We start from the raw sequence: 13,166 nt of genomic DNA, 5'->3' as shown, positions 1-13,166 counted from the left end.
GAAGAGGATTGGTAGTGCCGACGCTGCGATAATCGTTATGCGCGAAAATGCTTCAGGTTTTCAAGATCGAGATCGGGAGATCAAGGTTAAGCACTTCTCATCGGCCGCTCCAGTCTGTGCCCCAAGACAGCGAAGCGAAAAACTATTGAGCGGTCGGGTGGTCTCTCTCATAGGCTTCCCTTTCTTCCTTCCCGAACAAGGATGAGTAATAGCCGCTGCAAACCAGATATGAGCACTCATCCGGGTTGCCCGTTTGCCATCCCGGCTGGCAGAGTACAACGCGATGGAATTTGGCGTTGCAAAGTCCGTGGTTTGCTAAGAGCCGCGGATCGTTTCCGAAATACGCGCTTATGGCTTTCTCGCGAGTCCATGCAGGAACGACTTTCCAATCAGCGTCACCGCCCTCGTCGGTCACGTTGGCGATCGCACAGAACGACCAGTTAGATATCATGATCGGCTGATCGCAGGGGAAGGCTTGCACGGCGCTTCCCAGCAAGATCGAAATCAATGCCAACAATCGCTGGACGCAAACGACCACGCTCTTCTCCCCCATACCGCTTATTCGCATCGCGCTTCTACCCCCGAGATTCACTGCAGCGATCCTAGCAGAAGGGACCGGATAACAGAAGATCATAACTAAGAATATTTTCCTAGTTCATGGATCGTTCTTGCGCTAGGCTTGCCGCCATTGCAACCACGGACTGTTAGATGCTGAGCAAATTTTTTCTCAGAGATGAGGTGATGGCGCGGACGAGCTTTGGCCGTCACGCGCTGCATGAACGGAGTTCCCGCAACAGGCTCGGGAGGGCGGGCGGATACCGACCGACAACACGGGCGAGAGGCTGATGGCGGAATTCAACCCTCGCGACAAAAGCCGAACCAGTCAGGGAAAGTCGCGGGCGATGGTGCGCAAGCATACCGCTCCGCCGAGCGGCACGGACGACGGCAGCCTTCGCTGGCAATGGTTCACCATTCAGTTGCTGGAATCCCCGGCCTTCACGACCCTGAGTGCGAACGCCTGCCGCGCCTTCTTCCGCATCGTCATCGAGCACACGGCCCACGCCGCCTTGGAAAACGGCAAGCTGATCGTGACCCATCCTCAGTTCGTATCTTACGGCGTGACCGGGGAATATGTAGCCGATGCGATCGATGAGCTTGAATATAAGGGGCTGATAAAAGTTCGCCGCGGCCGGGCAGGCAGCGGCGTCGCGCATCCCAACCGGTTCACGCTGACCTTTGTCGGTGACCATGAAGGTGCGCCACCCACCGACGAGTGGAAGCGATGCACAGCGGAAAGGTGCCGGAAATGGTCCGAGACCGACCGAAAGATCGCCGCCGACAAACGCGGGCGCGTCGGCAGAAAGAAAAAAACCCCACTTCGGAATCCCGAAATCCCCCCGCTTCGGGATTCCGAAATCCGCCGCGCTTCGTGAGTTGTCGACAGGGAGAAACGCTGAATGATTTCAATGCCCCAACCAATTTCGGGATTCCGAAGTGCTATATAGATTCTGGTGGAGTTACTGTCGAAGGCACTTTGCCACGATCAGGAACTCCGTCTCCCGACCCCCGATCTTCCCGGCCGAAACCGTGCGAAGCACAAGACCGAAAGCTTCATAGAGCCAGTAAAGCGGGGGAATTCTATCCTTGAGCGCATGCACCTGCGTCGACACATATTCGCCGACAAAGACGACATCCATCCCGAGGTCTTTCAATGTCCCGGCAATCTCCGAATGGGATGCCTCTGCGGCATGCTCGACGCGGAACGGGGCATAGCCCGGCTTTCCGGCGTTTTTCTGCCTGAGAACGTAGCGATAGAACAAGACGTGTGTCCACCATGGCGTGAGGTCGGTGAATATCCCCTTGGCTGAATTCAGGATCGGACCCTTGACGAACACCAGACCACCGGGAGACAGGGTATCATGGGCTCTCAACAAGGCAGAGCGCGGGCTTTCCAAATGTTCGAGGACGTCCCAGAAGACGCAGGCGTCGAAGTGACGATCTCCATAGTCGATGGTTTGAGCATCGCCCAGGATCCTCTCAGCGGCGTCCTGGTTCTTTTCGAGTTGCTCCTTGGAGATGTCGACAACGGTATATCGCGCACCTTTCAAGGGGATATGCGTGCGGGAGCCGCCCCCGACCTCAAGGATATTTGTATCAGTCTTGCTGGAAAATGCTGATTGTGCGTGCGAGAGCGCGTCGTTTACCCACGGCGAAGCCATAATCTTTCCCTCCCGAAAGATTAGCGTTTACGACTACAAGTAAGCATTAATATAATATTTTAGCAATATTTTAAGCATCTCTGGTCAGGTGGTGCGTCCGGTCGGGATTGGCGGGCAAGCCGTCAGCCTAGTTTCGCGCAACCTTCCTGATGTATCCGCAGGTCTGATGATCTTTAAGGCGCTTCAGCCGGAGGAATGCATGGCGGTGGGAATTTTTCGGGCTCTGGCTGCCCTGGCGATGATGACGGCCCTTGGCGGCTGCATCGACCATGCCAATGATCCCGTGCTCCTGGCGGTCGGCGTGCCGGTCAATCCGCCGGTCGTTGCGCACGGCCTTTGCATGACCGACGGCAACGCCATGTATGATGAGGCGAGGAAGCAGTATCAGCTGCGCGCCCAACTGACCGGATATGCTCAGGCCGATGAGCTTGAGGCCGAAACGATAGCGCGCGCCGCCGCCCATCGGCAATATGTCGCCTGCCTCTCCGGCCAGGGCTACCGGACATTATACGCGAATTGAGAACAGAGAATTCACGTTTCGTCACCAGCGCTGTTTGAGCCCTTTCCTAATCGCGACTTTTCACGTTTTTTGGCGATTTAGTCACGCCGGATCGCCTGCAATCACGAGTTTTGGAATTGCGTGTGAGCCATGGAACTCCGCTCGTCTGAAAGGCATTCTTCCGAGATAAATCCATAAGGAGGGTTTATCATGAAGATGTTCAGACTTGGCCCATCCACCGCCGCGCTCGGCGCCCTTCTCGCCCTCACGTCGATCATCCCCGCGCAGGCAGCACCCGTTCAGACGGCTCGGCCGCCCGCTGTCTCGGATGTAAAAATGGTGCAATATAAACCACATGCCGGGTCATGGCATGGCTATCAGGGCTTTCGCACGGAGCACCCCGGCACCCGCCGCCATTCCGATGGCTACTGGTATCCGCTTGCCGCCTTCGGCGTCGAGGCCGGCACTACGGGCTCCATCGTCCGCGCGCCGGTGAACAGGCCGGCAGCCCCGGAAATGTGCAACCCTACGTTTTCCGGATCGATCGGCCCCGGCAGCATGCCTTGCGATAACGGCTATTGAGCCGGCAAATGAAAAAGGCGGCGATGAGCCGCCTTTTTCTTAATCGGGCCGCCGCTCACATGTCCGTGACCTCTGCTTTGGCGCCGTAGTATGTGACAGATCGCCTTCCTAACTCCGGGGCGTAAATTCCCCGAATCCTCCCAAGGAGACGATTATGACCACGACTTTCAAGAATGGCCTGATGGCCGCTGCCTTCGGCGCAATCCTCGGCCTTTCGGCCTTCTCGGCCACGGCAGCTCCCCTCCAGTCGAGTGCAACAGAGCAGGGCGCAGCCGAGCGTCCGGTTGCGAGCCAAGAAACCACGGTTGAGCACGACAGGCGCACGACCGGTTCGATCGGCGAGCGCGCCTCGGAAACCAGGGGCTCGACACATTATATGATGAACCCGAAGAAGCCGCTCAACATGGATTGCAAGCTCGGCTTCAACCCGACGAGCAGCTCCAGCTGCAACTACTGACGAAACGCTCGGCCGTTCGCCATCGCGAGCGGCCCGTCTGAGCTGAAGGGCGGCCTCCGAGCCGCCCTCAGTTTGTTAGCAGACCTCGCTTTTCCCTCGGCGCCATCCTCGGCCTTGCCAGCCGGATACGGCATGTGCTTCCCCAATTGTCGTTCGTACGATGTTGCATCGAATGCAAAAATGCAATAAGTACAAAATCAGCAAGCTGTTGACGGTGGGTGTTGCGAAAAGCCGCAGCGACGAGCGATTGACGCCTCTGCCTTGGAATTGCCATGCTCGCCGCGATGGTCGCTTTTCACAATCAATCGAATTTCAGACGGGTGGGATAGTCATGACTGCAAAGGCCGCATGCTCGGATTTCCTGCATTTTTTCCGCTCCTGGGTCAGCAACCCGCTTCGGGTCGCGGCTATCGCGCCGTCGGGGGATTCGCTTGCCAGGATCATGACCAGTGAAATTGCCGCACTCGACGGGCCGATCATCGAGCTCGGCCCGGGAACCGGCGTCTTCACCCGAGCGCTGCTGGCGCGCGGGGTCAGCGAAGCGGATCTGACCCTGATCGAGTACGGTCCGGAATTCATCTCATCGCTGCAGGCGCGCTTTCCAACGGCCCGTGTGTTGCAGATGGATGCCGCCCATCTCGCCCATGCCGATATTTTCGAAGGCGAACCGGTCGGCGCCGTTGTCAGCGGCCTGCCGCTGCTCTCCATGTCGCCGCGCAAGATCGCCTCGATCCTGGCCGGTGCCTTCGCCTATATGCGGCCGGGCGGGGCCGTTTATCAGTTTACCTATGGCCCGCGCTGCCCGGTGCCGCGGCCGATCCTCGACCGTCTCGGCCTGAAGGCGGTGCGTATCGGCGGCACGGTGCGCAACTTGCCGCCGGCCTCCGTCTACCGGATTTCGCGCCGCAAGCCGCTGGAACTGTCGCGCGAGCGCTTCAGCTATCGGGAAAGCGCGGCTGACATCGACAATGTCGCCGCCTTTTCCAACGAAACCGGCGGCTGAATGATGATGCCGGGCCTGCATGGCTGAGAACAAGCGGACGGAAACGACCGAAGGCAGGCGGGAACGCAAGCGGCGGCAGACGCGCGAGCGCATCGAGCAGGCGGCGATGACCCTCTTCCTGCAGCGCGGCTTCGAGGCCACGACGATCGAGGACATCACCGAGGCGGCCGATGTCTCCAAACGCAGTTTCTTCGATTATTTCCCCTCCAAGGAAGAGGTTGTCTTCGCCTGGCAGGATGCCTTCGCCGATCGCCTGATGGCAGCAATCGCTGCAAGGCCGGCGGACGAATCCTCCGTCGCGGCGGTCGAGGCGGCGATCACCGCAACCGTCATCGCTTCCGTCGACGAGCCTGGTCTGGCGCGTGGGGACCTCATCCATCGCACGCCGGCGCTGAAGGCCCGCGACCAGCTGAAATATGCCAAGCTCGAACATAAGCTCGCCGAGGCGCTGCTGCTGCGCAAGGGAGGTGATCCGCTTGAACGGCCCCGCATGCGCGTCCTTGCGGCCATCGTCATCGGTGCGCTGCGCGTCGGGGCTGAGCTCTGGCAGCAGCGCCCGCCAAGTGCTTCGCCGCAGGATTTCGCCCGGGAGATTTTCACCGACCTCTGGAAGATGCTGGCGGAATTCGGCGACGAGGCAAAGACCAGGCGTTGACGCGGGACCGCCTGCGCCGCCGTGCGCACTTTCAACGACATCGGCTCGATGTCAATGTTTCCGCTCATCCCTGTCATCAGGCCCTGTTATCGGAACCGGGCCTTCCTATATCTGCAAGCGTCGCAGCGGCCACATTCTGATGATCCCCTCGATAGGCGGATCATCACCATGCCGGGCATCGCTTTCGATCAGGGCAGACATTCGCGCTCGAAGGTATCTCCGAAAGCCTCGGCATTCGTGCCGCGGCTGTTGAACCGCCTCCGACCGTTCCACCGATTTCAATGATTGATTGATAAGAGAGGAAAGACCATGTCCAGTTACAACGCAGCAAAGTCAGGCACCTTCAAGATCGGCGGCGATATCGAGATCAATCGTCTCGGTTTCGGCGCCATGCGCGTCACCGGCAAGGGCATCTGGGGCGAGCCTTCCGATCATGCCGAATCCATCCGTACGCTGAAGCGCCTGCCGGAACTCGGCGTCAACTTCATCGATACGGCCGATTCCTACGGCCCTGATGTCTCCGAGTGGCTGATCAAGGAAGCCCTGCATCCGTATGGCGGCAAGTCGGTCATCGCCACCAAGGGCGGGCTGACCCGCCACGGTCCCGATATCTGGCTGCCCGTCGGCCGTCCGGAATACCTGATCCAGCAGGCGCATAAGAGCCTGCGCAATCTCGGCGTCGAGCAGATCGATCTCTGGCAATTGCATCGGATCGATCAGAAGGTGCCGGCCAAGGAACAGTTCGATGCGATCAAATCGCTGCTCGATACCGGCCTCATCCGCCATGCGGGTCTGAGCGAAGTATCCGTTGCCGACATCGAGGCCGCCTCGAAGCACTTCAAGGTCGCGACCGTCCAGAACCGCTACAATCTCGTCGACCGCACCAGCGAGGATGTGCTCGACTATTGCGCCAAGCACAATATCGGCTTCATCCCGTGGTATCCGCTCGCCGCCGGCGACCTCGCCAAGCCCGGCTCACTGCTCGATACGATCGCCAAAAAGCACAATGCAGCACCCAGCCAGATCGCGCTCGCCTGGGTGCTGAAGCGCAGCCCGGTCATGCTGCCGATCCCCGGCACCTCCAAGGTCAAGCATCTTGAGGAAAACGTCGCGGCCGTCGACATCACCCTCTCAAACGAGGAATTCTCCGCCCTCGACGCCGAGGGCAGCAAGGTCTTCAAGGCTGTTTGACGGGGCAAACCGGCGAGAGATGTCCGTGCCGATGGCTGCCCCTCACCCTAACCCTCTCCCCGTAAAAACGGGGCGAGGGGACGTGCCCTGCGACAGGTTGGCGAGGAACGGGTAGGCCACGGGGATAAGAGGGAATCGAGAGGCCGCGACATGTCCCTTCTCCCCGTTTACGGGGAGAAGGTGGCGGCAGCCGGATGAGGGGCAGTTCCCCAGGCCGAGGCCGCAAATTTCGGCATAAATTTGACCATCTGGTCAAACATGCTGCAAAATGAGGCGGTGACCTGTTATTTTGAGGGCAAGCCTTGCGTCCAGCGCATTGCTGCATTGCGGTATTTTCGCTATTCCGAATCAAAAGAATTGGCTATTACTATCTTCGTAAGCAGCGCACTCCTCCTCCCAGCGCTCTTACATCGGACTGACAACACTCCTCCTCCCAGTTGTCAGTCAGGATCAAGAGCCCGGCGCACCTCCTCCCGCGTCGGGCTTTTTTCTTTCCCCCCAAGTCTTTCCCCACCAAGTCTCTTCCCCTCAAGTCGAAATCGATCAATTGCCGATCCGGGCAACGCCGGTCCTGCGGTTTTCACGAGGGATTGCGCAAAACAAAGGCTTCCACCTCCCGCGGTTTGACTCGGCAAGCCTCGTCGGACTATTTGAACGGGCGCCGCCTGTCCGGTGCGGGAACCGATTGGAGTTTGGTCATGATCGGCAAAAGACGCGGCTTGCCCGCGGCTCTGACAGGTCTTCTGGTTGCAACGATGGTGCTTTCCGGCTGCGGCGGTAGGCCGGTCGGTGTCATGCAGGCGGCTGGCACCGCGGCCCCTGGCACCTCCAAGGTCGACCTGCTCGTCGCGACGACGCGCGCTGCCGACGACAATCCCGCCGTGCTTTTCTCCGGCGAACGCGGCACCGGGCTCGCCGTCAATGCCGTCGACGTCTCGATCCCGCCGGAAGCCAATCGCAAGGTCGGCCAGGTGCAATGGCCAAGCCGTCTGCCGGCCGATCCGTTGCGCAATTTCGTCACCGTTTCGGTCGATCCGCTGGAAGGCGAGCGAGCCGGCGAGACCTGGCTGCAGACCCATATGCCGAAGAGCCGCCGGGTGCTCGTCTTCGTGCACGGATTCAACAATCGTTATGAGGACGCCGTCTACCGCTTTGCGCAGATCGTCCACGATTCGCATGCCGACGTCGCGCCCGTCGTCTTCACTTGGCCGTCGCGCGGCAGCATCTTCGATTATAATTACGACAAGGAAAGCACCAACTATTCCCGCGACGCGCTGGAGGAGTTGCTCACCCGCACCGCCGCCAATCCGGCTGTCAGCGACATCACCATCATGGCGCATTCGATGGGCACGTGGCTGACGGTCGAAGCGCTCAGGCAGATGGCGATCCGCAACGGCCACGTCGCACCGAAGATCAACAATGTCATCCTCGCTTCGCCGGATCTCGATGTCGATGTCTTCGGGCGCCAGTTCGCCAGCCTCGGCAAGGAAAAGCCGCACTTCACCATCTTCGTCTCGCAGGACGATCGGGCTCTGGCGCTGTCGCGGCGCATCTCCGGCAATGTCGACCGGCTCGGCCAGATCGATCCTTCCGTCGAGCCTTACCGCAGCAAGCTCGAGGCGGCCGGCATCACCGTGCTCGATCTCACCAAGCTCAAGGGCGGCGACCGGCTGAACCACGGCAAGTTCGCCGAAAGCCCCGAGGTGGTGAAGCTGATCGGCGACCGGCTGATTGCCGGCCAGACGATCACTGATTCCAATGTCGGGCTCGGCGAGGCCGTCGGTGCGGTGGCGATGGGCGCTGCCCAGACTGCCGGAAGTGCTGTCAGTGTTGCTGTCAGCACGCCGATTGCGATCTTCGATCCGCGCACCCGGCGCAATTACGATGCCCAGCTGAAGCGTCTCGGCCAGTCGATGAACAATACTGTCGGTTCGGTCGGCGACAGCGTCGGTGCCGGCCTGCCGGAAAGCCACTAAAAATTCCGCAGAGCAATTCCAGCAAAAGTGCTGAGCGGTTTTGCGTTTCGGAATTGCGAAAAACAAAGAGATAGGGAATCTCCGTGCTTCGGAGAAAACGGAAATTCTCTAGGCATCGCATCTTGATGTGATATATCAGATTCACGACGGCAATTCTGTCTGCCGTGCGATGGGTTGATGGCATGGCGGATGAGATGAAGAAGAGGGTGGCGGTGGTCGGCGCGGGCGTGATCGGCGCCTCGATCGCTTTCGAGCTGCAACGGCGCGGCCTTGATGTGACGCTGATCGACAAGGGCGAGCCGGGTCGCGGCACCTCTTTCGGCAATATGGCGAGCATTGCGCTCGATTTTGCCGCCGGCTCCGGCCCTTCGACCTGGAAGAAGATCCCCGGCTGGCTGCTCGATCCCGAAGGCCCGGTCTGGCTGCGTCCCTCCTATGCCGCCCGGATGCTGCCCTGGTTCCTGCGTTTCCTCGCTGCCGGCCGGCCCTCGCGCCTCCGAGAGATCGAGGATGCCGGCATGAGCCTGTCAAACCGCGCGCTCGGCGATTTCAGGCAGATGCTCCAAGCAATCGGCGCACCCGACTTGATGACCGAGGAGGGCTGTCTCGCGATCTATGAAACGGAGGCGGAATTTGCCGCCGATCGCGGCCATCTCGCCATGATGCAGCGTTACGGCCTCGAATTCGAGGTTTTGAGCAACGGCGCCATCCAATATTACGAACCCACCCTTTCGCCGGCGATCGCCAAAGCCGTGTTGCTCCCCGACAACAAGTCGATCCGCGACCCCTACAAGCTCGTGGTGAAACTCACCGACGCCGCAAAGGCCGCGGGCGCGACCTTCGTCTCCGGCACTGTGCGGAATATCGAGCGCAGGGGCGATGGCGCCGCCGTCGTTCTCCTCGAGGATGGCAGGCGGATCGAGGCCGGTTCGGTCGTGCTTGCCGCCGGCGTCCACACCCGTTTCCTTGCCGAAAAGCTCGGCGAGCCGATCCCGCTCGAAACCGAGCGCGGCTATCACACGCAGATCATGAAGCCCGGCATTTCCATGCGCTATTCGGTGATCTGGCCGCATCGCGCTTTCATGGTGACGCCGACGGCGGGCGGCATCCGGGTCGGCGGCAATGTCGAGCTCGCCGGCCTCGATGCTGCTCCCGATTTCCGCCGTCCGCGGGTGCTGGTGCGCCATGCCCAGCGCGCGCTGCCCGGCCTGAAGGTCGAGGAGACGACGGAATGGATGGGGCATCGTCCGGCGCTGCCCGATACGATCCCGATCATTTCGCCGTCGTCGAAGATGCCGGGTGTATTCTATGCGACCGGCCACGGCCATCTCGGCCTGACCTTTTCGGCAACGACAGCGCTGGTGATCGCCGATATGGTGACCGGGCTCAAGCCATCCCTCGATATGACCCCGTTCCGCATAGACCGATATTAGGAGGCCCCATGTCCGAAACCACCAAACCCGTAGCGCTGATCACCGGCGGCGGCCGCGGCATGGGCGAGGCAATCGCCCGCGAGCTCTCCGCGCAGGGCTATCAGCTGGCGCTGATGTCGCCTTCGGAAAGCTGCGAGAAGCTGGCGGCCGAACTCGGCGGCGTCGCCGCGCGCGGCGTGGCCGAAAAGGCCGAGGATCTGAAGGCGATCTTCGACCTGACGATGAAGACCTATGGCCGCATCGACGCCGTCGTCAACCTGAGCGGCCATCCGCCGAAGGGCGACCTGCTCGATATATCGGACGAGAACTGGACGCTCGGTTCCGACATGATGATCCTGTCGCTGGTGCGCATGGCCCGCCTGGTGACGCCGGTCATGCTGAAACAGGGCAAGGGCGCCTTCGTCAACATCACCACTTTCGCCGCCTACGAGCCGACGCTGGTCTTCCCGGTTTCCTGCACCTATCGCGCCGCTGCCGGCGCCTTCACCAAGCTCTATTCCGATCGCTATGCGGCCGACAATATCCGCATGAACTGCATCCTGCCGGGTTATATCGACAGCCTGAACCACAAGCCCGGGACCGCCGAGACGGTGCCGATGAAGCGCATCGGCCATGTGGAGGAGATCGCCAAGACCGCGGCCTTCCTGCTGTCCGATGGCGCGGGTTATATCACCGGCCAGAATATCCGCGTTGATGGCGGCGTCACCCGTCACGTCTGATCTGGAGTTTTCGATATGAGATGGAAGCGCACCATCCAGCTGCTGGATGTCCATGCCGAAGGCGAGATCGGCCGCGTCGCGATCGGCGGCGTGCCGAAGATCCCGGGCGATACCATTGCCGCCCAGCTGCATTGGCTGAACACCGATCCGAAGGGTGGCGAGCTTCGCCGCTTCCTTTGCCTGGAACCGCGCGGCGCCCCGATCGGCTCGGTCAACCTGCTGCTGCCGGCGCGCCACCCGGAGGCCGACGCTGCCTTCATCATCCTGCAGCCCGATCAGGCGCATGCGAGTTCCGGCTCGAACTCGATCTGCGTCACCACGGCCTTGCTCGAATCCGGCATCGTCGAGATGAAAGAGCCGGAGACGATCGTGACGCTCGAAACTGCCGCCGGCCTCGTCAAGGCGACGGCGACCTGCCGCGACGGGCGCTGCGAGAAGGTGAAGCTCACCATGGTGCCCTCCTTCGTGCATGAGCTCGATGTCGGGATCGACACGCCGCATTGGGGAAGGATCAAGGCCGATATCTGCTATGGCGGCATTTTCTATGCGCTTGTTGATGTCGGCCAGATCGGTCTGACGATCGAGAAGGCCAATGCCGCCGGCCTCGTCCAGGCCGGCATGATCCTCAAGGAGCTGATCAACCGCGACATCAAGGTCGTCCATCCCGAGATCCCGGCGATCTCGGGCGTCGCCTATGTCATGTTCCGCGATACCGAAGCCGACGGCACGGTGCGCACCTGCACCACCATGTGGCCGGGCCGGGCCGACCGCTCCCCCTGCGGCACCGGCAACTCCGCCAATCTCGCCACGCTCTATGCCCGCGGCAAGGCGAAGGTCGGCGACACCTTCACCTCGAAATCGATCATCGGCTCGGAATTTGAGGTCGGACTGCAGGCAGTGACCGAAGTGGCTGGCCGCCCCGCCGTCATCCCAACCATCACCGGCCGCGGCTTCACCTTCGGCCTGACCCAGGTAGCACTCGACCCCTTTGACCCGCATCCGAACGGTTTTGCGCTGACGGACGTCTGGGGGCCCTCGGCGGGAGAGATTTGAGCGTTCATGACATTGTGAGCGATCTTCTATAGCGCGCAAAAACACCCGGCGCAGGCCGCAAGATCAACTGGTCCGTAGTGACGACGTGGGCCGCGTTGACAAGATGGCTAATTACGCCGAACCGTGTCCTCGACGTTTCACCGATAGGTACGCGATAGAACCATGCAGGTATCAAGTCCCCAAGAGGCCTACCCCCAGATAGGAACCGTTGCCAATCCTGCAGTGCTGTACGACGGGAACGACGCTTTCGTGTGCTATGAAGCCTCCGCGCGCGGGGGAGGCTACAATGTCGTGCTCAAATTCGGTGAGGTTATCGATTTCCGAATAACCCCCATGAACGTTCACGGCCTGAGAGAGTGCAGGTACCCGGTCAATCCGTGGGCTTTCAATGAGATTATTGGCGGTGAGGAGACAGCCAAATGGAAGGCCCTCAATCCACGACTTTGGCTTATATCTTTCAATGACGTCATGATCGAAGTGATCTTCGAGACGGTGTCTCTCATCAGCCAAGACGCAGAAGGCGGTCCACAACATAAAACGCTGATTGGCGCCCTGCGATGAGCGAAATCCGACCGCGTCGCATTCTAGTTGGGTCTTACCAAGCTTCCGCGACCGACTGATCAAAGGGTGACGCAGGAGCATTCGCGTAACGATATTCGAAACGCGGTCAGCCCCGCCTGCGCTCAGCATCCCCGGTTCGAGTGTCCCAACCCAGCATGGCCAGCTCGGCGACTGCCTCCAGTTCGCCGCGGGTCGCTCCGTCGCGGGCCAGGATCGACATGCCGTTCTGAACGGTCTGCACGAAGCGGGCAAGCGCGTGGACGTCGGTCGAGACCGGAATTTCGCCTGCTGATATCGCCTGGTTCAGGTGCGCCTTCAGGCGCTCGAGCGTGACGGCGCGGGCGGCTCGCACGAGTTCGCCGAGTTCCACATGGCCCTCGCTGCCGACCGAAGAGAGCGCCACCATGCAGCCGCGGGGAATATCCACGACACAGCCGGTCAGGGCAGCAGCCGAATCCATCAGAAACAACATCACCGCCTCACGGGCCGTGCCCGCGGAAAAGAAGCCTGCCCAGACCAGCGCCTCGTTGTTGTCGCGATAGTGGCGCAGCGCCTCGGCATAGAGCGCCTCCTTCGAACCGAATGCCGCGTAAAGGCTCGGCGATCCGATCCCCATCGCCTCGGTGAGGTCGGCGATCGAGGTCGCCTCGAAGCCCTTGATCCAGAACAGCCGGGTCGCCTGCGCCAGGGCTGCTTCCCGGTCGAACGCCCGCGGCCGCCCGCGACTGCGGGCAGGGATTTCATTGACGTTCGACATCTCATCCGATTTTTGCATCGATCATTATATAAACCCATTGACACCCCATCGCAACGTGCCT

General features: G+C 60.8%; 15 protein-coding genes. 12 read left to right on the top strand and 3 right to left on the bottom strand.

Going from position 1 to position 13,166, the window contains the following annotated elements; genetic code table 11:
* Window positions 1–142: 142 nt before the first annotated feature.
* Window positions 143–634 carry a hypothetical protein gene (locus FFM53_RS10895; RefSeq protein ID WP_138388310.1) on the bottom strand — a complete coding sequence of 164 codons (492 nt, stop codon included), beginning with the start codon at window positions 632–634 and terminating at the stop codon, window positions 143–145.
* 211 nt (window positions 635–845) lie between these two features.
* Between FFM53_RS10895 and FFM53_RS10890 the strand changes: the two genes are divergently transcribed.
* Window positions 846–1,433, top strand: coding sequence for a hypothetical protein (locus FFM53_RS10890; RefSeq protein ID WP_138388309.1), 588 nt, complete (start codon window positions 846–848; stop codon window positions 1,431–1,433).
* An 84-nt stretch (window positions 1,434–1,517) separates the two neighbouring features.
* Here FFM53_RS10890 and FFM53_RS10885 read toward each other — a convergent pair whose 3' ends face one another.
* On the bottom strand, window positions 1,518–2,219 hold the full coding sequence (locus FFM53_RS10885; RefSeq protein WP_138388308.1) for a class I SAM-dependent methyltransferase: 702 nt from the start codon (window positions 2,217–2,219) through the stop codon (window positions 1,518–1,520).
* Window positions 2,220–2,418: 199 nt separating this feature from the next.
* Between FFM53_RS10885 and FFM53_RS10880 the strand changes: the two genes are divergently transcribed.
* The 11 genes from FFM53_RS10880 (at window position 2,419) to FFM53_RS10830 (ending at window position 12,348) form a co-directional block, all read left to right on the top strand.
* Window positions 2,419–2,739: a hypothetical protein gene (locus FFM53_RS10880; protein WP_029873856.1), complete on the top strand. Its 321-nt coding sequence runs from the start codon at window positions 2,419–2,421 to the stop codon at window positions 2,737–2,739.
* 189 nt (window positions 2,740–2,928) lie between these two features.
* Entirely contained in the window at window positions 2,929–3,300 is a 372-nt protein-coding gene (locus FFM53_RS10875; RefSeq protein WP_138388307.1) for a cell surface protein, read from the top strand.
* Between the two features lie 154 nt (window positions 3,301–3,454).
* Window positions 3,455–3,757, top strand: coding sequence for a hypothetical protein (locus FFM53_RS10870; RefSeq protein ID WP_138388306.1), 303 nt, complete (start codon window positions 3,455–3,457; stop codon window positions 3,755–3,757).
* Between the two features lie 331 nt (window positions 3,758–4,088).
* Window positions 4,089–4,760, top strand: coding sequence for a class I SAM-dependent methyltransferase (locus FFM53_RS10865; RefSeq protein ID WP_138388305.1), 672 nt, complete (start codon window positions 4,089–4,091; stop codon window positions 4,758–4,760).
* A 19-nt stretch (window positions 4,761–4,779) separates the two neighbouring features.
* A complete protein-coding gene (locus FFM53_RS10860; RefSeq protein ID WP_138388303.1) occupies window positions 4,780–5,415 on the top strand; it encodes a TetR family transcriptional regulator in 636 nt (211 codons plus the stop codon).
* A gap of 309 nt (window positions 5,416–5,724) precedes the next feature.
* Complete coding sequence (locus tag FFM53_RS10855; RefSeq protein ID WP_138388302.1) at window positions 5,725–6,606, top strand: aldo/keto reductase; 882 nt, start codon at window positions 5,725–5,727, stop codon at window positions 6,604–6,606.
* Between the two features lie 698 nt (window positions 6,607–7,304).
* The gene (locus tag FFM53_RS10850) at window positions 7,305–8,582 is read left to right on the top strand and encodes an alpha/beta hydrolase (RefSeq protein ID WP_138388300.1); all 1,278 of its coding nucleotides are present in this window, start codon (window positions 7,305–7,307) and stop codon (window positions 8,580–8,582) included.
* A gap of 182 nt (window positions 8,583–8,764) precedes the next feature.
* Complete coding sequence (locus FFM53_RS10845; protein ID WP_138388298.1) at window positions 8,765–10,015, top strand: NAD(P)/FAD-dependent oxidoreductase; 1,251 nt, start codon at window positions 8,765–8,767, stop codon at window positions 10,013–10,015.
* Between the two features lie 8 nt (window positions 10,016–10,023).
* Window positions 10,024–10,734, top strand: coding sequence for an SDR family oxidoreductase (locus tag FFM53_RS10840; RefSeq protein WP_138388296.1), 711 nt, complete (start codon window positions 10,024–10,026; stop codon window positions 10,732–10,734).
* Window positions 10,735–10,749: 15 nt separating this feature from the next.
* Window positions 10,750–11,787: a 4-hydroxyproline epimerase gene (locus FFM53_RS10835; protein WP_138388295.1), complete on the top strand. Its 1,038-nt coding sequence runs from the start codon at window positions 10,750–10,752 to the stop codon at window positions 11,785–11,787.
* A gap of 162 nt (window positions 11,788–11,949) precedes the next feature.
* Window positions 11,950–12,348 (top strand): hypothetical protein, encoded by a 399-nt coding sequence (locus FFM53_RS10830; protein WP_138388293.1) that lies wholly within the window; start codon window positions 11,950–11,952, stop codon window positions 12,346–12,348.
* Window positions 12,349–12,454: 106 nt separating this feature from the next.
* Here FFM53_RS10830 and FFM53_RS10825 read toward each other — a convergent pair whose 3' ends face one another.
* On the bottom strand, window positions 12,455–13,123 hold the full coding sequence (locus FFM53_RS10825) for a TetR/AcrR family transcriptional regulator (protein ID WP_138388292.1): 669 nt from the start codon (window positions 13,121–13,123) through the stop codon (window positions 12,455–12,457).
* Window positions 13,124–13,166: the final 43 nt, after the last annotated feature.

The sequence above is a fragment of the Rhizobium indicum genome, assembly GCF_005862305.2.
In the GTDB taxonomy this organism is placed as follows: domain Bacteria; phylum Pseudomonadota; class Alphaproteobacteria; order Rhizobiales; family Rhizobiaceae; genus Rhizobium; species Rhizobium indicum.
Note: the sequence above shows the minus strand (reverse complement) of the source record. Positions and strands in the feature narration are given on the sequence as shown.